The organism is Ruegeria sp. H3, assembly GCF_056533095.1.
Genome location: NZ_JBQFOD010000008.1, coordinates 168,914 through 189,742, shown reverse-complemented (window position 1 = coordinate 189,742; position 20,829 = coordinate 168,914). Strand labels below are relative to the sequence as shown.

The following is a 20,829-nucleotide window of genomic DNA, read 5'->3' as shown; positions in this document are numbered from 1 at the left end:
CTGCGGTCAGCGTCGTCTTGCCGTGGTCAACGTGGCCAATCGTGCCGATGTTGACGTGCGGTTTTGTACGCTCAAACTTTTCCTTTGCCATGATGGCCTCCTTTTTCGGTAATGAAGGGAGCCCCTGATCGGAGCTCCCTCAAATCTTCGCTTATGCGTATTTCGCCTGAATCTCGTCCGAGATGTTCTGCGGAACCGGATCGTAGTGGTCGAACTGCATGGTGAACTGGGCACGGCCCGACGACATCGAACGCAGAGTGTTGATGTAGCCGAACATGTTCGCCAGCGGAACGAACGCGTCGATCGCGATCGCGTTGCCGCGCGGTTCCTGACCAGACACCTGGCCACGACGCGAGGTCAGGTCACCGATGATACCGCCGGTATATTCTTCCGGGGTGATCACTTCGACCTTCATGATCGGTTCCAGCAGTTTCGCGCCAGCTTTACGCATGCCTTCACGCATACACATACGGGCCGCGATTTCGAACGCCAGAACGCTCGAGTCAACGTCGTGGAACTTACCGTCCAGCAGGGCAACCTTGAAGTCGATCACGGGGAAGCCAGCCAGCGGGCCGCTATCCATGACCGAGTTGATGCCTTTTTCAACACCGGGGATGTATTCCTTCGGAACGGCACCACCAACGATGCGGCTTTCGAACGAATAACCTTCGCCCGGCTCGGTCGGTTGGATTTCCAGCTTAACTTCACCGAACTGACCCGAACCACCCGACTGTTTCTTGTGGGTGTAGGTGTGCTCGACCGGCATCGAGATGGTTTCACGATAGGCCACCTGCGGTGCACCGATGTTCGCTTCAACCTTGAACTCGCGCTTCAGACGGTCAACCAGGATGTCCAGGTGAAGTTCGCCCATGCCCTTCATGATGGTCTGACCCGATTCCAGATCAGTTTCCACGCGGAAGGACGGGTCTTCAGCGGCCAGACGGGCCAGACCCTGGGACATTTTCTCTTGGTCGCCCTTGGTTTTGGGCTCCACCGCGATCTCGATCACCGGATCGGGGAAGGTCATGGTTTCCAGAACCACAGGCTCTTTCGCATCACACAGGGTGTCACCGGTGGTGGTGTCTTTCAGACCCGCCAGCGCGATGATGTCGCCTGCAAACGCTTCTTCGATCTCTTCCCGGTTGTTCGAGTGCATCATCATCATACGACCGATGCGCTCTTTCTTACCTTTGGTCGAGTTCAGGATCGAGTCACCCTTGTTCATGGTGCCCGAGTAGATCCGGGTGAAGGTCAGCGAGCCAACGAAGGGGTCGTTCATGATTTTGAACGCCAGGCCCGAGAACGCCATTGCGTCATCGGCACGACGTGCGATGTCACGAACTTCTTCCTCGTCGCCAGGCTTAAAGCCCATGTAATCAACAACGTCCAGCGGGCTGGGCAGATAGTCGATCACAGCGTTGAGCAGCGGCTGAACGCCTTTGTTCTTGAACGCCGAACCACCCAGAACCGGAACAAACGCGATGTCCAGGGTACCTTTGCGCAGCAGGGCGCGCAGGGTCTCAACGTCGGGCTCATTGCCTTCCAGGTATTCCATCATCGCGTCGTCGTCCATTTCGACGGCCGCTTCGATCATCTTGCCACGCCATTCGTCAGCCATGTCTTTCAGGCTGTCGCGGATCGGAGCTTTGATCCAGCTTGCGCCCAGATCTTCGCCCTGCCACAGCCACTCTTCCATGGTGACCAGGTCGATCAGGCCTTCCAACTCGGACTCGGCGCCGATCGGAATACCAACCGGAACAGCGCGTGCGCCGGTGCGGTCTTCGATCATGCGAACGCAGTTGAAGAAGTCTGCGCCGATCTTGTCCATCTTGTTGACGAAAACCATACGCGGAACCTTGTAGCGATCAGCCTGACGCCACACGGTTTCGGTCTGGGGTTCAACACCGGCGTTTGCGTCCAGAACGCAGACGGCACCGTCGAGAACCGCCAGCGAACGCTCAACTTCGATGGTGAAGTCAACGTGGCCGGGGGTGTCGATGATGTTCAGGCGGTGCTTGGGGGTATCGGCGGTCTGACCGTCTTCGGTGCGTTCCCAGAAGGTGGTGGTCGCAGCCGAAGTGATGGTGATGCCGCGTTCCTGCTCCTGCTCCATCCAGTCCATGGTGGCTGCACCATCGTGCACCTCACCGATGTTGTGGGATTTACCAGTGTAATACAGGATACGCTCTGAGCAGGTGGTCTTACCTGCGTCGATGTGCGCCATGATACCGAAGTTACGGTATAGTTCTAGCGGATATTCGCGTGCCATTTTTGATAAGCCTCTGAATTACCAACGGTAGTGGCTGAAGGCTTTGTTCGCCTCGGCCATCTTGTGGGTGTCTTCGCGCTTCTTCACGGCGGTACCGCGGGACTGTACAGCGTCCAGCAGTTCGCCGGCGAGGCGTTCTTCCATGGTGTTTTCGTTGCGGCCACGCGCAGCAGTGATCAGCCAACGGATGGCCAGTGCTTCGCGGCGCTCGGGGCGCACTTCGACCGGAACCTGATAGGTTGCACCACCAACCCGGCGCGAGCGAACCTCGACCGAAGGTTTGATGTTGTCGAGCGCTTCGTGGAACACTTCGACAGGAGCGCGCTTGATCTTGTTCTCAACGCGGTCAAACGCGTTGTAAACGATGCGCTCTGCGACCGACTTCTTGCCGTCGATCATCAGGTTGTTCATGAATTTGGTCAGTACCTTGTCGCCAAATTTGGCGTCAGGCAGGACTTCGCGTTTTTCGGCGGCGTGACGACGTGACATATCAGCCTCTCCTTCTTACTTGGGACGCTTCGCGCCGTATTTCGAACGACGTTGCTTACGGTCTTTGACGCCCTGAGTATCCAGAACACCGCGCAGGATGTGATAACGCACACCAGGAAGGTCTTTTACACGGCCGCCACGGATCAGAACAACCGAGTGTTCCTGCAGGTTGTGGCTTTCACCGGGGATGTACGAGATGACCTCGAACCCGTTGGTCAGGCGCACCTTGGCAACCTTACGCATAGCCGAGTTCGGCTTCTTCGGTGTGGTTGTATATACACGTGTGCAGACGCCGCGTTTCTGCGGGCACTGCTCCAGGTGCATGGACTTCGAGCGTTTTACTTTGGGCTGCCGCGGTTTGCGGATCAGCTGTTGAATAGTTGGCATTCCGGTTTCTTCCCCGTTTTGCAACACACATGACATGCACGCGGGTTGCGTGCGGTTAAATTTGCTGCACTTATGCGTCCACAAGCGCAAAACCCGCGAGCGTTCCCATTCCGAGGTGAACGTCGCGGTTGGTTATCAGAGGACGCGAACTGCAAAATTGTCCGGGTCTTGACCAGTTCATTACTGAAATCGGTTATGGGGCGGCCCCCGTTACCGAGATGTCGCGCGTAATAGGGGGAGTCGGCCCGAGTGTCAACAGCCCGGCATTCACAGCGTGATCCGCCCCCGGTTCGCGCGCAAATGTCTTTCGGTTGCCGCGGGTCTAAAGCAACGCCATAGTAGCCGGAAGAGCGAAAAGAACAGGTTCTCAATGCAGGTCATCGGACTGTGCCGTTTCTCGTTTCCGGCTTTGGGCAGCTTTCAGATCGAACATGAAACGATCGACGAGCGGCGGCATCATCTGTATAACCCCAACCGGTTGGAAGAACGGTTCCGCCTGTTCGAATCCTCAACCCTGCCGTGTTTCCGTGAACAGACGGATGAAGATTTTGAGCTTCTGGTCGTGACAGGCGACTGTCTTCCGAAACAGGCCCGCGAACGACTGAATGATCTGACGGCGGATGTGAAACAGGTTCGGATCGTTTCAAAACCTGCCGACATCGGGTTGAAGACACGCCAAGTGATGCGTGATGTCCTGAACGAGGCCCGCACCGACCCGGATCAGCCCTGCATTCAGTTCCGGCATGATGATGACGATGCCGTATCCGTTGATCTGGTCGAACGCCTACGCATCGCCATTCAAGAAGGTCGCGGCCTGATCGAGAGTCATTCAACCGTTGCCGTGGATTTTTGCCACGGGTTTCTGGCGCGTTGTGATGCAGATGGCATTCAGGCTGCACGTGTTTTTATCAATCAATTGGGCGTCGGACTGGGTATGTATGTTGCTGGCGGCTGCGACAAAGCCATCATCAGCTATACCCATAACAAGATCGGGCGGTCGATGCCCGTGATCTCGTACGGGGACGCGCCGATGTGGGTGCGGACGCTGCATGAATTTAATGACTCTCCTCACGCCCGCAAGAACAAGGTCGACCTGCAGCCTCTGACCCCCGAGATGGAAGGTGAGTTTATCGCCCGCTACGCCATTGATCAGGAGGTCGTGCGCAAGGTGCATGGCGCAGCATGACGCGCCCGACCTCCATGCCGGTCATTGGCCTGTGCCGGTTTTCCTATCCCGCCATTGGTGGTTTTCAGGTCCAGCATGAGACAACCGAGGATCGGCGGCGCTACCTCTATGCTCCTGCACGTCTGGAAGAGAGGTTCCGTTTGTTCGAAGCCTCGACCCTGCCCTGTTTCCGAAACCAAACGGATCAAGAGTTTCAACTGCTGATCCTGATCGGGGACTGCCTGCCCAAACCCGCCCATGATCGTCTGCGTGATCTGACCGCTGGAATGTCGCAAGTGCGGATCATACAAAAGCCCCCTGCCCGACACCGGCGTTTGATGAAAGAGCTTCTAAACAACGCCCGCACCGACCCGAACCAAGCGTGCCTGCAATTTCGCCATGACGACGATGATGCCGTCTCGGTAGATTTTGTGGAGCGTCTGCGCCAAGCCGCTCAGGATTGCGCCGGTTTGATGCAAACTCATGAGACTGTGGGGATCGACTTCAATTGCGGGTATCTTGCGCGCATGAGTGCGGATGGCGTGCAGGCCGCAATGGTGCATCGGCCTCTAGTCACTGCTGGCTTGGGTATGTATGTGCGCGGTGGAAGCTCTGCCACCATCATGAGCTATACCCATAACCGGCTGGGTCGCATCATGTCGGTCGTCAGCTATCCGGACGCTCCAATGTGGGTGCGCAGCCTGAACGGGTTCAACGATTCACCTGCCACACGCAATGCGCAGATCGAATTGAAACCTTTGGACACGGCCCACGAAGCAGAGTTTCGCACCCGCTTTGCCATCGACATACAGACCGTGCGGCGCGTTCACACCTCGGGCTGACGCGCACGCGTCCGAAACAGCGTAAACAGGCCCGAGCCAACCACAAGCATCGCACCCATCATGGTAATCGCATCCGGCCAGTCCCCAAAGACCAGCCAGCCCAACCCAAGCGCCCACAGTAAACCGGTATAACGAAACGGCGCGACGAATCCGACCTCACCGACCCGCATCACCATGACACTGCACAAATAGGCAACCAGAACGAAAATTGAAGCCGAAACAACCAATCCACCCGTGGCGACAGAGACCGGCACCCATCCTTCAAAGATCGATACAATCGCGGCCGTCGCCGTGATCGAGAATGACGTCGCAAGCGTAACGACCATCGAAGGCACCTCGGCCGACATTCGGCGCGTAATTAGGTCTCGCGCAGTGACCGAAAGCACCGCAACCAACGCATAGATCGCGTAAAGGTCAAACCCCTCGGGGCCGGGCCGAACGATCAGCAGCATCCCGGCAAACCCCATCGCAATCGCCACCATGCGCCGCCAGCCGATTGCTTCGTGAAAGAACAACGCGGCCCCAAGCGTTACCGTGAGGGGCAAGACCTGCAAAACCGCCGTCACATTCGCCAAAGGCATATGTTTCAACGCAGTCAAAAAGAAGAAGGTTGCTGACAGCTCCGCCACACAGCGCAGGGCAATCAACCATCTGTCATGCCGTGGAAATCGTAGATGAAACGCGCCCAGATGCCGGGCCAACAGATAGACAAGCGCCGTCGCCAACAATCCACGTAAGGCAATCAACTGAAACAATGGCAGATCCCGCAATGCGACCTTCACCAGCGTGTCATTGATGGTAAAGGCCATCATGCTGCCCATCATCAGCAAGGCGCCTTTCAGGTTCGGGGTCAAACTTATCCTATCCAAAGAAGTGACATTGATGGCACAGGAGATGTAGGCGCCCGATAAGCACAGGGTCTTACACTTTGTGTACCTCGACGCAGTCGTTCCAAAAGATGCTTAAGCTGCACGGCAAACATAGTCGACAAGGTTGGCTATATCTTAAACCGTCTGAGCACAGAATATAGTCTCAAGCCTCTTCGCACGACGCACATCCAAAAGCTCAGTTATTAGTTACCACTGTAGATTTCATAGCATTCAACTGGGCCGATCCTACCATCCAAACACAGAACGTCATAGATCCCTTCAACGGTGCCCACTACGATAGCACCATAACCTAACGCGATAAGGAACACTGCGCCTAGGAGGTACTCGCTGGGATCATCCTCACGGTGCCTCCGGATCAATGACTTGTTCTTTTGACCAAAGTAGACTTGCAGCCCGAAGTTGACCACAGCATCTTGACCTTCGGGCAGAACGGCGTTCGCAAAAAGCGACGTAGTTCTGTTCCGTCCCGGTCCAATATCCCATTCGCTGCCAAGCAAAAGAGAATGTCTCCCATTGGAGTACCCGTGCCCGATACCCAACTGAAGGTTGTCCGTCGGATAATAGGCAAAGTTGGTTAAACTAAAGAAGTCTGAACCATAGTTTTCGAACCCATTCAATCCAGAAAGGTTGGAGAGCGTAACACGATCCCAATAGATTTCGGTTTCAGCAGCGGCGGTATAGTTCGTGATGCCACCTGCAGTGTCCGATTGCTGAGTATGACCATAAAAGCCGAACAACCCTCGGGACGGATCTCGCCAGAAAGCATGTGCACCAAGCCCATATGTCAAAATACCACCGGATGCTCCACCGTCAGATTCTGATACCACACCGTCAAGCTGTAGTCCGAAGGATTGGCCTAGGGGAAAGCTCACCGAGCCATTTATAGAGTAGCTTTCTACGTCTCCCGCTGATGCAGACGCGGCTAACTTGCCATTGATTCCATCCACCGCGGGCAATCTGGATTCCAAGCTTCGAAGCCGTTCTGAATTGGGCCGCGTGTTTTCATTAGGTTTTGTTTCTTCTGCCAAACTCGGTGCTGCAACGATAAAAAACCAAACGAGCGGAAGCGCCAAAGCTCTTCTGGCATTGCGAAGCAAACCCATCTGAAACCCCTTCAAGCCGTTGTTCAGCAAGCGGCAGGTGTTTGTACTCTAAACTCCTTGATCTGCGATACCTCGATCAATCCTTGGTAGCCGCAACAACGCCAAAAGTAGCAACAGCGTAACTAAACGTTGAGTGCATGCAGAGTTTGCCGCGAAGAATTTAATTAATACAACTGACACTATGGTTTGAAGCAATTGATCTAGCTCGCGCAGCATGCTCGACTCCTGTTGCTCAAAATAAAAAGGCCCCACGAAATCGCGGGGCCCCTCCTATTCGTAAACTGCAAGCCTTACTCGCGGCTTTCCGGGGTTTCCACCAGAACGTCCAACTCGTCGCCCACCATGTCGTCGTCGAAGGTCGGAGCTGCCAGGGCAGCGGCGGCTTCGGCCTCTTCCCGGCGGGCTTCGATCACGACGTTGTCGCGCGATTGCGCCACCTGACGCACGGCCTGAGTTGCCCCACCTGTACCGGCGGGGATCAGACGACCGACGATGACGTTCTCTTTCAGGCCAACCAGCTTGTCCTTCTTGCCCTGCACGGACGCTTCGGTCAGCACGCGGGTGGTTTCCTGGAACGACGCCGCCGAGATGAACGAACGCGTTTGCAGCGAGGCTTTGGTGATCCCCAGAAGGATCGGCTCGCCCTGTGCCGGACGACCACCGCGGGCGATGGTCTTCTCGTTGGCCGCGTCGAACTCCTGCTTGTCCACATGCTCGCCTTTCAGCAGGGTGGTGTCGCCTGAATCCAGGATCTCCCACTTCTGCAGCATCTGGCGCACGATGACCTCGATGTGCTTGTCGTTGATCTTCACGCCCTGCAAACGATAGACGTCCTGCACCTCGTCAATCATGTAATCCGCCAGCGCTTCGACACCCATGATGGACAGGATGTCATGCGGAGCCGGGTTGCCGTCCATCAGGTATTCACCCTTCTGGATGAAGTCCCCTTCGGCGACCGGGATGTGCTTGCCCTTGGGCACCATGTACTCGATGGTCTCCATGGACTCGTCCGCCGGTTCGATGCTGATGCGGCGCTTGTTCTTGTAGTCGCGGCCAAAGCGCACGTAACCATCGGCTTCTGCGATGATCGCGTGATCTTTCGGACGACGCGCTTCGAACAGTTCGGCCACACGCGGCAGACCACCGGTGATGTCCTTGGTCTTGGCACCTTCACGCGGGATACGCGCGACAACGTCACCGGCTTCGACGGTTTGACCGTCTTCAACCGACAGGATCGCATCCACCGACATCGGATAGTGAACCGGGTTGCCCGCATCGTTGCGGACTGGCTCGCCATCTTCACCGACCAGAATGATCTCGGGCTTGAGGTCGCTGCCTTTGGGGGCCGCGCGCCAGTCGATCACGATCTTCTGGGTCATACCAGTTGCGTCGTCGGTCTCGTCACGGACAGCAAGGCCCGAAACAAGGTCGACATATTTCGCGGTACCGGCTTTCTCGGCGATGATCGGCAGAGTGTAGGGATCCCATTCGAACAGCTTGTCGCCACGGGCAACCTTGGTGCCGTCCTTGACGAACAGCTTCGAGCCGTAGCCCAGCTTGTGGTTGGCACGCTCTTCGCCGTGTTCGTCCTTGATCACCAGCTTCATGTTTCGGCCCATGACCAGGCTTTCGCCTGCGGCATTGACCAGAATCTGCGGGTTCTCGAAGGAAACGACACCGTCCTGGCTGGCTTCCTGGAACGACTGCTGACCACCTTGCGCAACACCACCAATGTGGAAGGTCCGCATGGTCAGCTGTGTACCGGGTTCACCGATCGACTGCGCGGCGATGATGCCGACAGCTTCACCTGTGTTCACCATGGTACCGCGGGCTAGGTCACGACCGTAGCAGGTTGCACAGACGCCTTCCTCGGACTCACAGGTCAGAGGCGAGCGGATGCGCATCGACGCAACACCGGCTTCGTCGATGGTGTCCGCCATACGTTCGTCGATCAGCTGACCTGCAGCCACGATCACCTCATCGGTGCCCGGACGCAGAACATCATCAGCCGCGACACGACCCAGCACCCGCTCAGCCAGCGAGGCGACAACCTCACCGTCGTTCACGGCCGCTTCGGCAGTGATCGCACGCTCGGTGCCACAGTCGATCTCACGAACGATACAGTCTTGTGCCACGTCCACCAGACGACGGGTCAGGTAACCCGAGTTCGCCGTCTTCAGAGCGGTATCCGACAGACCCTTACGGGCACCGTGGGTCGAGTTGAAGTACTCGAGAACGGTCAGACCCTCTTTAAAGTTCGAGATGATCGGCGTCTCAATGATGTCACCGTTCGGCTTGGCCATCAGGCCGCGCATACCGCCCAGCTGTTTCATCTGAGTGACCGAGCCACGCGCGCCGGAGTGGGCCATCATGTAGACCGAGTTCGGTTCCTGCTCAGACCCGTCCTCTGCCCGATCCGACGACGAGATCGTGCTCATCATCGCATCAGTGACGCGGTCGTTACACTTCGACCAGGCATCAACAACTTTATTGTACTTTTCGCCCTGAGTGATCAGGCCGTCCATGTACTGCTGTTCAAAGTCCTTCACCTGACCGCGGGTGTCATCAACGATGCCCCACTTGTCGTCCGGAATGACCATGTCGTCCTTGCCGAACGAAATGCCCGCCTTGAACGCTTCTTTGAAGCCCATCGACATGATCTGGTCACAGAAAATGACCGATTCTTTCTGACCGCAGTAGCGGTAGACGGTGTCGATCACCTGCTGCACTTCTTTCTTCCGCAGCAGGCGGTTGACCAGATCGAACGGTGCTTTGTTGTTCAGTGGCAGCAACGCACCCAGACGCAGACGGCCCGGAGTGGTTTCATAACGCTTCTGAACTTCGTTGCCTTCGTCGTCGATCTGCGTGATCCGCGCGGTGATTTTCGAGTGCAGATGCACTTCGCCGGAATCCAGCGCGTGCTGAACTTCGTCGATCGACCCGAACACCTTGCCTTCGCCCGGCATACCTTCGCGTTCCAGGGTCACATAGTAGAGACCCAGGATCATATCCTGCGACGGAACGATAATCGGCGCGCCGTTTGCAGGCGACAGAACGTTGTTCGTCGACATCATCAGAACACGGGCTTCCAGCTGGGCCTCAAGGCTCAGCGGAACGTGAACCGCCATCTGGTCCCCGTCGAAGTCGGCGTTAAAGGCCGAACAGACCAGCGGGTGCAGCTGGATGGCTTTACCTTCGATCAGGACCGGCTCGAACGCCTGAATGCCAAGACGGTGCAGCGTCGGCGCACGGTTCAGCATGACAGGATGTTCGCGGATCACCTCGTCGAGGATATCCCACACTTCGGGACGCTCTTTCTCGACCAGTTTCTTCGCCTGTTTCACGGTCGAAGACAGACCCTTGGCTTCAAGGCGCGAATAGATGAACGGCTTGAACAGCTCCAGCGCCATCTTCTTGGGCAAGCCACACTGGTGCAGCTTGAGTTCCGGACCAGTCACAATGACCGAACGGCCCGAGAAGTCGACGCGCTTACCCAGAAGGTTCTGACGGAAGCGACCCTGTTTCCCTTTCAGCATGTCCGACAGCGATTTAAGCGGGCGCTTGTTAGCGCCGGTGATCACGCGGCCACGACGGCCGTTGTCGAACAGAGCATCCACGGATTCCTGCAGCATCCGCTTTTCGTTGCGGACGATGATGTCAGGCGCGCGCAGCTCGATCAGACGCTTCAGACGGTTGTTCCGGTTGATGACGCGGCGATACAGATCGTTCAGATCCGAGGTCGCGAAACGGCCACCATCCAGCGGAACCAGCGGACGCAGTTCCGGCGGGATGACCGGGATTACGGTCATCACCATCCATTCGGGCCGGTTGCCCGACTCGAGGAAGGATTCAACAACCTTCAGACGCTTGATGATCTTCTTGGGCTTCAGCTCGCCGGTTGCTTCGGCCAGATCAGCGCGCAGCTGCTCGGCTTCGGCTTCCAGATCGATCTGGGCAAGCATCTCACGGATGGCTTCGGCACCGATATTCGCGGTGAACGCGTCCATGCCATAGGCATCCTGAGCGTCCATGTACTCTTCTTCTGTCAGCATCTGGCCATAGGTCAGGTCAGTCAGACCGGGCTCGATGACGACATAGTTTTCAAAGTACAGAACGCGTTCCAGATCGCGCAGCGTCATGTCCAGCATCAGACCGATGCGGGACGGCAGCGATTTCAGGAACCAGATATGCGCAACGGGCGCGGCCAATTCGATGTGGCCCATACGCTCACGGCGAACTTTCTGCAGAGTGACTTCCACACCGCATTTCTCGCAGACAACGCCGCGATACTTCATCCGCTTATATTTGCCGCACAGACATTCGTAATCTTTGATCGGGCCAAAGATACGAGCGCAGAACAGACCGTCACGTTCAGGCTTGAACGTCCGGTAGTTGATGGTTTCGGGTTTCTTGATCTCGCCATAGGACCAAGACAGGATCCGCTCGGGCGACGCCAACGAGACCTTGATCTCGTCAAAAACCTTCGGGGGCGTCAGCGGGTTGAACGGGTTGTTGGTGATTTCCTGGTTCATTTGTTACCTCAAATCTTGCGGAAGGGGGGACGGGAGAAAGGGCAGCGCCCTTACTCCTCAACCTCCGCATCCAGGAGTTCCATATTCAGGCCGAGGCCACGGACTTCTTTAACCAGAACGTTGAACGATTCCGGTACGCCCGCTTCAAAGTTATCCTCGCCCTTGACGATCGATTCATAGACCTTGGTCCGGCCGGCGACGTCATCCGATTTCACGGTCAGCATCTCCTGCAGGGTGTAGGCGGCGCCGTAAGCTTCCAGAGCCCAGACCTCCATCTCACCAAAGCGCTGACCACCGAACTGCGCCTTACCACCCAGCGGCTGCTGGGTCACCAGGCTGTACGGCCCGGTCGAACGCGCGTGGATCTTGTCGTCCACAAGGTGGTGAAGTTTCAGCAGGTACTTGATGCCCACGGTCACCGGACGCGCGAATTGCTCACCGGTACGCCCGTCGAACAGAACCGACTGACCGCTTTCCGAGAAGCCCGCACGTACCAGCGCGTCGTTGACGTCCGCCTCTTTGGCGCCGTCGAAGACCGGGGTTGCGATCGGAACACCGCGGGTCACATTGCCCGCAGCCTCGATCAGGCCATCCTCGTCCAGACCGGTGATGCCTTCTTCGTAGACATCCTCGCCATAGGCCAGCTTCATCGCTTCGCGCACCGGGGTCAGGTCGCCAGAGCGGCGGTATTCACCCAGAGCGTCATCGATGTTCAGACCCAGACCGCGCGCGGCCCAACCCATATGGGTTTCAAGGATCTGACCAACGTTCATACGCGAAGGCACACCCAGCGGGTTCAGACAGAAGTCGACCGGAGTACCATCGGCCAGGAACGGCATGTCTTCCATCGGAACAACCTTGGAGATCACACCTTTGTTCCCGTGACGACCGGCCATCTTGTCGCCCGGCTGCAGCTTGCGCTTCACGGCGATGAAGACTTTGACCATCTTCATCACACCCGGCGGCAGGTCGTCGCCACGGCGGACCTTTTCGACCTTGTCTTCAAAACGGGCGTCCAGAGCACGCTTTTGCACTTCGTACTGCTCGTTCAGAGCTTCGACGATCTGTGCATCCTGCTCGCCTTCCAGCGCCAGCTGCCACCACTGACCACGGGTCAGGGTTTCCAGCAGTTCCTCGGTGATCACCGACCCTGCCTTGACGCCTTTCGGGCCTTTCACAGCGGTTTTACCCAGGATCAGGCCCTGTAGACGCGCATAGATGTTGCGGTCAAGGATTGCCAGCTCGTCGTCCCGGTCACGGGCCAGACGTTCAACTTCCTCACGCTCGATCTGCAGCGCACGTTCGTCTTTCTCGACGCCGTGACGGTTGAAGACGCGGACCTCAACGACCGTACCGTAATCGCCCGGCTTCACGCGCAGCGAGGTGTCGCGCACGTCAGATGCTTTTTCACCAAAGATGGCGCGCAGCAGCTTTTCTTCCGGGGTCATCGGGCTTTCGCCCTTCGGAGTAATCTTGCCGACCAGAATATCGCCCGGCTCAACATCCGCACCGATGTAAACGATGCCCGCCTCGTCGAGGTTACGCAGCGCTTCTTCACCGACGTTCGGAATGTCGCGGGTGATCTCTTCCGGACCCAGCTTGGTGTCACGGGCGGCGACTTCAAACTCCTCGATATGGACCGAGGTAAAGACGTCATCACGCGCGATACGTTCCGAGATCAGGATCGAGTCTTCGTAGTTGTAACCGTTCCACGGCATGAACGCGACGACCACGTTCTTACCAAGGGCCAGTTCACCCATATCAGTCGACGGACCGTCGGCAATGACCTCGCCCTTCTGGACGGTGTCACCCACCTTGATCAGCGGACGCTGGTTGATGCAGGTGTTCTGGTTCGAACGCTGGAACTTGCGCAGACGATAGATGTCAACGCCAGCGTCGCCCAGTTCCAGATCCTCGGTGGCGCGGATAACGATACGCTGGGCATCGACCTGGTCGATGATACCGGCGCGTTTCGCCTGGATCGCAGCACCCGAGTCGATCGCAACCTTTTCCTCGATACCGGTACCGACCAGCGGTGCCTCGGCCCGCAGCAGCGGAACCGCCTGACGTTGCATGTTCGAGCCCATCAGAGCGCGGTTGGCGTCGTCGTTTTCAAGGAACGGTATCAGCGATGCAGCGACCGAAACCAGCTGTTTCGGCGACACGTCGATCAGGTCGACATTCTCGCGCGGGGCAAGCGTGTAGTCACCAGCCTGACGGGTCGACACCAGATCGTTGATGAACTTGCCATCCGCATCCAGCGTTGCATTCGCCTGCGCCACGGTGTGACGCATTTCCTCGGTCGCGGACATGTAGTGAACCTCATCAGTCACCTCGGCGTCTTTGACAACGCGGTACGGTGTTTCGATGAAGCCATACTTGTTCACGCGGGCAAAGGTGGCCAGCGAGTTGATCAGACCGATGTTCGGACCTTCCGGCGTTTCAATCGGGCACATCCGGCCATAGTGGGTCGGGTGCACGTCGCGTACCTCAAAGCCTGCACGTTCGCGCGTCAGACCACCGGGGCCAAGCGCCGAGAGGCGGCGTTTGTGGGTGACTTCCGACAGCGGGTTGGTCTGGTCCATGAACTGCGACAGCTGCGACGAGCCGAAGAATTCGCGAACAGCAGCTGCAGCCGGTTTCGCGTTGATCAGATCCTGAGGCATCACGGTGTCGATCTCGACCGACGACATACGCTCTTTGATCGCGCGCTCCATGCGCAGCAGGCCAACACGGTACTGGTTTTCCATCAGTTCGCCGACCGAACGCACACGACGGTTGCCGAGGTGGTCGATATCGTCCACGTCGCCTTTGCCGTCACGCAGTTCAACCAGCGCTTTGATGCAGGCCACGATATCCTCGCGGCGCAGGGTGCGCAGGGTATCCGGCGCGTCCAGAGCCAGACGCATGTTCATTTTCACGCGTCCAACGGCGGACAGGTCATACCGCTCGCTGTCGAAGAACAGGGTGTCGAACAGAGCCGACGCAGCTTCGACGGTGGGCGGCTCACCCGGACGCATGACGCGGTAGATGTCCATGAGCGCGGTTTCGCGGCTCATGTTCTTGTCCTGAGCCATGGTGTTGCGCATGTAGGGGCCAACATTGACGTTGTCGATGTCCAGAACCGGAATGTCAGTGACGCCCGCGTCGATAAGCTCTTTCGCGGTGCCGCCGATCAGATCGCCGTCTTTGTCATATTCCAGCGTCAGCTCATCACCGGCTTCGACATAGATCGCACCGGTTTCTTCGTTGATGATGTCCTTGGCGACATACTTGCCGACGATGTTGTCGAAGGGCACCAACAGGTTGGTGACGCTGCCTTCGTCGATCAGTTTCTTGACCGCGCGCGGGGTGACTTTCTTGCCTGCTTCGGCAATCACTTCACCGGATTTCGCGTCGACCAGATCATAGGTTGGGCGGGTACCGCGTACGCGCTCGGGGAAGAATGGCGTGACCCAGCCTTTCTTCTTGTCCAGCTTGTAGGACACGGTGTTGTAGTAAGCATCCATGATCGCTTCCTGATCCAGACCCAGCGCATAGAGCAGGGTTGTCACAGGCAGTTTGCGGCGACGGTCGATACGGGCGAACACGATGTCTTTGGCGTCGAACTCAAAGTCCAGCCAGCTGCCGCGATACGGGATGATGCGGCAGGCAAACAACAGCTTGCCCGAGGAATGGGTCTTGCCCTTGTCGTGGTCAAAGAACACACCGGGGGAGCGGTGCATCTGGGACACGATCACACGCTCGGTGCCGTTCACGATGAACGTTCCGTTCGGCGTCATCAGGGGCATATCGCCCATGAACACGTCCTGTTCCTTGATGTCTTTGACCGATTTCGCGCCAGTGTCCTCGTCGACATCGAAAACGATCAGACGCAGTGTGACCTTCAGCGGCGCGCTGTAGGTCATGTCACGCTGCATGCACTCTTCGACGTCATATTTGGGTTTTTCCAGATCATACTTCACGAACTCCAGAACGGAGGTTTCGTTGAAATCCTTGATCGGGAAAACCGACTGGAACACGCCCTTGATGCCTTCGCCGTCTGTGGGCTGTTCAGCATCGCCGGAGCGCAGGAAAAGATCATAAGAAGATTTCTGCACCTCAATGAGGTTCGGCATTTCCAAAACTTCGCGGATTTTGCCGTAATATTTACGAAGACGTTTCTGGCCAAGGAACGTTTGAGCCATGTCAGATGTCACCTTTCGATGTTCTCAGCGGGCAAAGACACCGTCGGGCCCCGGCATCTTGCACAATCGAGACAACACGTCCGCATCAATTCGTGGCCACCGTCCCGAAGGCGGCCTCCCGATCCGAAAACCGTGTCTTAGAAAACGCCCCATATCCTGAGGCCCTTTCTAAGACAGGTTCGGCTGGACCCGGATTTCTCCGGACCCAGCCAAATTTCCAGGCACATCAGCGATGTGCCAACGGACTGACTTAGGCCAGTTCGACCTCGGCGCCAGCTGCTTCCAGCTTGCCCTTGATCTCTTCGGCTTCGGCTTTGTCCACGCCTTCTTTGATCTTGCCGCCAGCTTCGACCAGCTCTTTGGCTTCTTTCAGGCCCAGACCGGTGATGCCGCGAACTTCTTTGATCACGTTGATTTTCGAAGCGCCGGCGTTCTTCAGAACGACGTCGAATTCGGTTTTTTCTTCCTCAGCTGCACCGCCGGCATCGCCAGCTGCGCCTGCGACCATGACGGCGCCGCCAGCTGCGGGCTCGATGCCGTACTCGTCTTTGAGGATGGTTTTCAGTTCTTGTGCTTCCAGCAGGGTCAGACCCACGATGCTTTCTGCGAGTGCTTTCAGATCAGCCATTGTATCAGCTCTTTCCGTTTACAGTGTGTGTTCCAACGTCAGGGAGTTTTCCCTACGCAGATCATTCAGTGCCAACCGCTTACGCAGCTTCCGCCTTCTCTTCGATGGTGGAAAGGATGCTTGCGATGTTGCTTGCAGGTGCGCCAATTGCACCGGCGATGTTCGAAGCAGGCGCGCCAAGCATACCAGCGATCGTAGCAATAAGCTCTTCACGCGACGGCATTTTCGACACGGCTGTAACACCAGCCCGGTCCAGAGCGTTCTCACCCATTGCACCGCCAAGAATTTCGAACTTTTGGTTCTCTTTGGCGTAGTCCTCGGCCACTTTGGCAGCTGCCACAGGGTCCTCGGAATAGGTCAGAACGGTCATCCCTGTCAGCAGGTCGGCCATGTTTTCACACGGCTTACCCTCAAGGGCGATTTTGGCGAGCCTGTTCTTGGCAACACGCACGGAACCACCCGCGTCACGAGCACGTGCGCGAAGGTCCTGCATCTCGGCAACTGTCAGACCGGCGTAATGGGCAACCACTACGACGCCAGAGCTTTCGAAGATTTGGCCGAGTTCCTCGACCACTTTCTCTTTCTGGGCTCTATCCACAGTTCTCTCCAAGTTAGGGGCGATGCCTCACCCCGGCTCATATTTGCCGCGGGCAAGCCCCCGGCGTTCAGGTCCGTTGTTACGGGATTGGCCAAAATGCGCCCGAGGGTGGGACCCTCAGAATTCTTTGGTCTTACCCGTCTCAGGCAGGAAATTAAGGGGTCAGATGACACCACCCACCGTCTTGGACGAAACGAAAGAAAGCGCACGACGAATCGCACGCTTTGTTCCGCAGGTCTACTTAGGGCAGACGCGACCAGTTTCCAAGAGGTAAATTGCACGTCCGCGCAATCAATCGCGCCTATCGTTAACCTCTGCCACCTAAGCTCGAACCATTGACACAGGACTCACGCTCTTGTCTTGTCGGACGCGCCGAACACGCTCAGACAAACAACGCATAAACGCCAGACGATGCCGACACTCACGATTTCCGAATACGACATGGCATCGGGCTTCGCCAGTGAGTTTGCTCGACACCAACTAAACGACCGCATCACCGGCTTGGAATGCGTCTATCGCTCGCACGGGTTTCCGGGATCCCGGCTGGTGATGAAAGTCGAAACACCAGGTCAGGACTTTGCCCTCAAGATCGATACCATCTCACCTGAATCGGGGCGTCTGGGCAGAGAGTTCGAAACACTCAACCGGGTCTTCGACCATTTCAAAGGGCACGAATCCGGTCGCGTCGTGCGGCCTGTCTTTTTGGCCCCCGGCGGCGCCTTCATGGTGACTGAGTATGTAGACCGACCCACCGCTGTCGATGTGATCTATAACAGCGACGATGACAAACAGGTTGCGCAGGTCTATCGCCGGGCCGGTGCCTGGCTGCATCATCTTCACAGCCTGCAGAAGCCAGTTCAATACGCGTTCCGGCCCCGCTGGATGACCGACAACATCCTCGAGTTATCGACCCTTGTTCCGGATCATATCTCCCCGATCAGCCAACCCATGGTCGACACGTTTCTCGCCGAGGCCGCACGGCTGCGAAACCGGCCTGATCTGCGGGTGTTTTCGCACGGGGACTACCACGGGCTCAACCTGATTATGGGTCAGGGCACCACCATCGGCCTCGATTTCACCGAGGCGCGGGACAAGCTGGCCGTCTACGACATCGTCGATTTTGTGAAAGCCGACATCTTTCGCAGCGCCACTCAGGAGGAGGTTGACCGGAGCGGTATGCTCAAGACCAACAAACAGATGTTCTTCAAACTCTACCGCCACCCAATCGACACTGAGATCCTGGATTGCTGCCTGCGTGGCCGCCTGCTGAAGGACTGGCTGCGTCTCTGGCGGCCAGACTTCGTTTGCAGCCAGTTTGAAGAGCGCAAACGCGACCTGCTTGAGGCGCGCCTAAAACAGATTTTCCTGTAGCGCACAAAAAAACCCGGGCAGTTCGCACCACCCGGGTCTTGTAGCTGATGGCTAGGTGCCGTGGGCTTATTCGCCCGCAGCGGCCGCCACATCCAGTGTAACGCCGGGGCCCATGGTCGAGCTCAGCGCAATTTTCTTCATGTAGGTGCCTTTGGCGCCTGTCGGCTTCGCTTTCGCTACAGCCGAGATGAAGGCGCGAACGTTTTCGACCAGCTTAGCTTCGTCGAACGACGCTTTGCCAACACCGGCGTGTACCACGCCACCTTTTTCCGCCTTGAACTGAACTTCACCGCCCTTGGCTGCTTCCACGGCCGCTTTCACGTCCATGGTCACGGTGCCAACTTTGGGGTTCGGCATCAGGTTGCGGGGGCCCAGAACTTTACCCAGACGGCCAACGATGGGCATCATGTCCGGGGTGGCAATGCAGCGATCGAATTCGATGGTGCCGCCCTGGATGGTTTCCATCAGGTCCTCTGCGCCAACGATATCTGCGCCAGCTTCTTTTGCTTCGTCAGCCTTAGGGCCACGCGCAAATACAGCTACACGCATCGCTTTGCCGGTGCCGTTCGGCAAGCCAACAACGCCGCGAACCATCTGGTCCGCGTGACGGGTATCGACACCCAGGTTCAGAGCGATTTCGATGGTCTCGTCGAATTTCGAGGTCGCGTTGCCTTTGACCAGGGAAACAGCTTCTTCAACCGACAGGTTTTCCTTGCCAGCGACAGCTTCGCGCGCAGCGCGGGTACGTTTACCGAGTTTTGCCATCTTACTTCACCTCGATGCCCATAGAGCGGGCCGAGCCCAGGATGATCTGCATTGCGCCTTCGACGTCGTTGGCGTTCAGATCTTTCATTTTGGCTTCGGCGATTTCGCGAACCTGCTTCGAGGTCACGGTGGCCACGGTCTCACGACCTGGGTTTTCTGCACCGCGAGGACGGTTACGCTTGCCAACCGGCTTCAGACCAGCTGCTTTTTTCAGGTAGTAAGACGCGGGCGGCGTCTTGATGTCCATGGTGAAGGACTTGTCCTGATAGTAGGTGATCACGGTCGGGCAAGGAGCGCCGGGCTCCATGTCTGCGGTCTTGGCGTTGAACACCTTGCAGAATTCCATGATGTTGATGCCGCGCTGACCCAGCGCCGGACCAACTGGAGGCGACGGGTTCGCCTGACCTGCAGGAACCTGCAGTTTCATTGTACCAGCAAGCTTCTTGGCCATTTGGTTTTCCTTTCAACGTAGGTGAAACGCGTTCCACCCGGTTTATGTTGCGTGGTCCGGCCCGGGATCGCGATCCCTAGAACCTCCCACGAGAGAATCTCGCCCGAAGACGATAGAGGCGGCGTTTATAGGGGAATGTGGGGGTTGGCAAGTGGGTCGCATCCTGAATACTTCCCGCTTGATCAAACCTAAGGGCAAGTTTTGCTGAGGTGGGTTTTTTTGCCTATTGCAGGGGATCTCATATCTCAGATCGTGACACAGCCCGCTTATAGAGATGCCACGTGGTATGGCCAAGGATCGGCAGAGTAAAGATAAGACCCAGAAATGCCGGAACCAAAGACAACAACATGGTAGTCGAAATGATCGCCGCCCAGCTTAACATGACTATGGGGTTCTCAGTGACAACGCGAATAGACGTAAGCATCGCGGAAACAAAATTGGTTTCGCGGTCGAGCAGCATCGGCATCGCGACGACGGTCACAGAGAACAAAACGGCCGACAGAAAGGCTCCGACGCAAGTGCCAATTGCAAGGAAAGTCCAACCCTGCGGTGTGAAGAATACCGAGTTTATGAACCCGTCAAAGTCAGAGAACGATGCATTTTGCAGGATGATCGCCAGCCAAAGCCTGATCTGGTAGGTCCAGATCCAGAAAATGAACAACGTAACAAATGCCATCCAGCCCATTTCACGATTGCGTTGATTAGCCATGGCTTTGAGGATGTCAGACCAGCTGAATTCCTCTCCCTTCTCCAGCCGGCGGGACATCTCATAGAGCCCGGCTGCAGCGAATGGTGCGACCAGCGGGAAGCCTATGGCTGCGGGAATAATCATCCAGATCTTGCCAAGCCAGACCAGACACCAAACAAACAGGATTCCGAAAACCGCATAGAAAAGGCCAAAGAAACCGCTCATGAAGGGACGCGCGAGAAAGTCAGAAAACCCCGCTCTGAGCGAAGCGGTAATATCATCCTTTGTTAGACGATTGACCTCGGGCACGTCCTCTTGTTGCGGTGTCAGATTTTTCGGTGATGTGGAACCGTTGGCACTGGGTGCCATAACAAACTCCTCCCAAACCGTAGTGTCTGAATGGTCTGCCTATCCAGCTAGCCAGGCGGCGAGACAGATGTCTTTTGCTTGACAACAAGTTAGCA

The 20,829-nt window shown here is 57.0% G+C and carries 16 protein-coding genes; 3 read left to right on the top strand and 13 right to left on the bottom strand.

Annotated features, from left to right (window positions below; all coding sequences use genetic code 11):
- The 4 genes from ACR0JE_RS11690 to rpsL form a co-directional block, all read right to left on the bottom strand.
- A partial coding sequence (locus ACR0JE_RS11690; RefSeq protein ID WP_215675807.1) for a GTP-binding protein occupies nucleotides 1–91 on the bottom strand: 91 nt, incomplete at its 3' end.
- 60 nt (nucleotides 92–151) lie between these two features.
- Nucleotides 152–2,269, bottom strand: a complete 2,118-nt coding sequence (fusA, locus tag ACR0JE_RS11685) for an elongation factor G (protein WP_480545418.1) — start codon at nucleotides 2,267–2,269, stop codon at nucleotides 152–154.
- A gap of 18 nt (nucleotides 2,270–2,287) precedes the next feature.
- A complete protein-coding gene (gene rpsG / locus ACR0JE_RS11680; protein ID WP_039529242.1) occupies nucleotides 2,288–2,758 on the bottom strand; it encodes a 30S ribosomal protein S7 in 471 nt (156 codons plus the stop codon).
- Between the two features lie 15 nt (nucleotides 2,759–2,773).
- Nucleotides 2,774–3,145, bottom strand: a complete 372-nt coding sequence (gene rpsL, locus ACR0JE_RS11675) for a 30S ribosomal protein S12 (RefSeq protein ID WP_005621086.1) — start codon at nucleotides 3,143–3,145, stop codon at nucleotides 2,774–2,776.
- Nucleotides 3,146–3,515: 370 nt separating this feature from the next.
- On the opposite strand from rpsL, the gene ACR0JE_RS11670 reads away from it, so the two are divergent.
- Nucleotides 3,516–4,331, top strand: coding sequence for a putative rhamnosyl transferase (locus ACR0JE_RS11670; protein ID WP_480864278.1), 816 nt, complete (start codon nucleotides 3,516–3,518; stop codon nucleotides 4,329–4,331).
- 14 nt (nucleotides 4,332–4,345) lie between these two features.
- Nucleotides 4,346–5,152, top strand: coding sequence for a putative rhamnosyl transferase (locus ACR0JE_RS11665; RefSeq protein ID WP_480864279.1), 807 nt, complete (start codon nucleotides 4,346–4,348; stop codon nucleotides 5,150–5,152).
- Here the strand turns inward: ACR0JE_RS11665 and ACR0JE_RS11660 are convergent.
- The 6 genes from ACR0JE_RS11660 to rplJ form a co-directional block, all read right to left on the bottom strand.
- Nucleotides 5,137–6,006 carry a DMT family transporter gene (locus ACR0JE_RS11660; RefSeq protein WP_480864277.1) on the bottom strand — a complete coding sequence of 290 codons (870 nt, stop codon included), beginning with the start codon at nucleotides 6,004–6,006 and terminating at the stop codon, nucleotides 5,137–5,139. The two genes, ACR0JE_RS11665 and ACR0JE_RS11660, sit on opposite strands and share 16 nt — an antisense overlap.
- 218 nt (nucleotides 6,007–6,224) lie before the next feature.
- Nucleotides 6,225–7,145 carry a hypothetical protein gene (locus ACR0JE_RS11655; protein WP_480864276.1) on the bottom strand — a complete coding sequence of 307 codons (921 nt, stop codon included), beginning with the start codon at nucleotides 7,143–7,145 and terminating at the stop codon, nucleotides 6,225–6,227.
- A gap of 290 nt (nucleotides 7,146–7,435) precedes the next feature.
- Nucleotides 7,436–11,677, bottom strand: coding sequence for a DNA-directed RNA polymerase subunit beta' (rpoC, locus tag ACR0JE_RS11650; RefSeq protein ID WP_480864275.1), 4,242 nt, complete (start codon nucleotides 11,675–11,677; stop codon nucleotides 7,436–7,438).
- A gap of 50 nt (nucleotides 11,678–11,727) precedes the next feature.
- Nucleotides 11,728–15,864, bottom strand: coding sequence for a DNA-directed RNA polymerase subunit beta (gene rpoB, locus ACR0JE_RS11645; RefSeq protein ID WP_480864274.1), 4,137 nt, complete (start codon nucleotides 15,862–15,864; stop codon nucleotides 11,728–11,730).
- Between the two features lie 250 nt (nucleotides 15,865–16,114).
- Complete coding sequence (rplL, locus tag ACR0JE_RS11640; protein WP_353009219.1) at nucleotides 16,115–16,492, bottom strand: 50S ribosomal protein L7/L12; 378 nt, start codon at nucleotides 16,490–16,492, stop codon at nucleotides 16,115–16,117.
- A 79-nt stretch (nucleotides 16,493–16,571) separates the two neighbouring features.
- Entirely contained in the window at nucleotides 16,572–17,090 is a 519-nt protein-coding gene (gene rplJ / locus ACR0JE_RS11635) for a 50S ribosomal protein L10 (RefSeq protein WP_170533156.1), read from the bottom strand.
- A 411-nt stretch (nucleotides 17,091–17,501) separates the two neighbouring features.
- On the opposite strand from rplJ, the gene ACR0JE_RS11630 reads away from it, so the two are divergent.
- Entirely contained in the window at nucleotides 17,502–18,461 is a 960-nt protein-coding gene (locus ACR0JE_RS11630; protein WP_480864273.1) for an aminoglycoside phosphotransferase family protein, read from the top strand.
- Nucleotides 18,462–18,527: 66 nt separating this feature from the next.
- On the opposite strand, the gene rplA is transcribed toward ACR0JE_RS11630, so the two are convergent.
- From rplA to ACR0JE_RS11615, 3 genes are all read right to left on the bottom strand, one after another.
- Nucleotides 18,528–19,226, bottom strand: coding sequence for a 50S ribosomal protein L1 (gene rplA / locus ACR0JE_RS11625; protein ID WP_480810148.1), 699 nt, complete (start codon nucleotides 19,224–19,226; stop codon nucleotides 18,528–18,530).
- A 1-nt stretch (nucleotide 19,227) separates the two neighbouring features.
- On the bottom strand, nucleotides 19,228–19,677 hold the full coding sequence (rplK, locus tag ACR0JE_RS11620) for a 50S ribosomal protein L11 (RefSeq protein WP_480864272.1): 450 nt from the start codon (nucleotides 19,675–19,677) through the stop codon (nucleotides 19,228–19,230).
- A gap of 238 nt (nucleotides 19,678–19,915) precedes the next feature.
- Nucleotides 19,916–20,734 (bottom strand): DUF2189 domain-containing protein, encoded by an 819-nt coding sequence (locus ACR0JE_RS11615; protein ID WP_480864271.1) that lies wholly within the window; start codon nucleotides 20,732–20,734, stop codon nucleotides 19,916–19,918.
- Between the last annotated feature and the right edge of the window lie 95 nt (nucleotides 20,735–20,829).

Bases quoted from the DNA above. Each gene is read 5' to 3' on its own strand.
- fusA (WP_480545418.1), bottom strand. From the start codon at position 2,269: ATGGCACGCGAATATCCGCTAGAACTATACCGTAACTTCGGTATCATG.
- rpsG (WP_039529242.1), bottom strand. From the start codon at position 2,758: ATGTCACGTCGTCACGCCGCCGAAAAACGCGAAGTCCTGCCTGACGCC.
- rpsL (WP_005621086.1), bottom strand. From the start codon at position 3,145: ATGCCAACTATTCAACAGCTGATCCGCAAACCGCGGCAGCCCAAAGTA.
- ACR0JE_RS11670 (WP_480864278.1), top strand. From the start codon at position 3,516: ATGCAGGTCATCGGACTGTGCCGTTTCTCGTTTCCGGCTTTGGGCAGC.
- ACR0JE_RS11665 (WP_480864279.1), top strand. From the start codon at position 4,346: ATGCCGGTCATTGGCCTGTGCCGGTTTTCCTATCCCGCCATTGGTGGT.
- ACR0JE_RS11655 (WP_480864276.1), bottom strand. From the start codon at position 7,145: ATGGGTTTGCTTCGCAATGCCAGAAGAGCTTTGGCGCTTCCGCTCGTT.
- rpoC (WP_480864275.1), bottom strand. From the start codon at position 11,677: ATGAACCAGGAAATCACCAACAACCCGTTCAACCCGCTGACGCCCCCG.
- rpoB (WP_480864274.1), bottom strand. From the start codon at position 15,864: ATGGCTCAAACGTTCCTTGGCCAGAAACGTCTTCGTAAATATTACGGC.
- rplL (WP_353009219.1), bottom strand. From the start codon at position 16,492: ATGGCTGATCTGAAAGCACTCGCAGAAAGCATCGTGGGTCTGACCCTG.
- ACR0JE_RS11630 (WP_480864273.1), top strand. From the start codon at position 17,502: ATGCCGACACTCACGATTTCCGAATACGACATGGCATCGGGCTTCGCC.
- rplA (WP_480810148.1), bottom strand. From the start codon at position 19,226: ATGGCAAAACTCGGTAAACGTACCCGCGCTGCGCGCGAAGCTGTCGCT.
- rplK (WP_480864272.1), bottom strand. From the start codon at position 19,677: ATGGCCAAGAAGCTTGCTGGTACAATGAAACTGCAGGTTCCTGCAGGT.
- ACR0JE_RS11615 (WP_480864271.1), bottom strand. From the start codon at position 20,734: ATGGCACCCAGTGCCAACGGTTCCACATCACCGAAAAATCTGACACCG.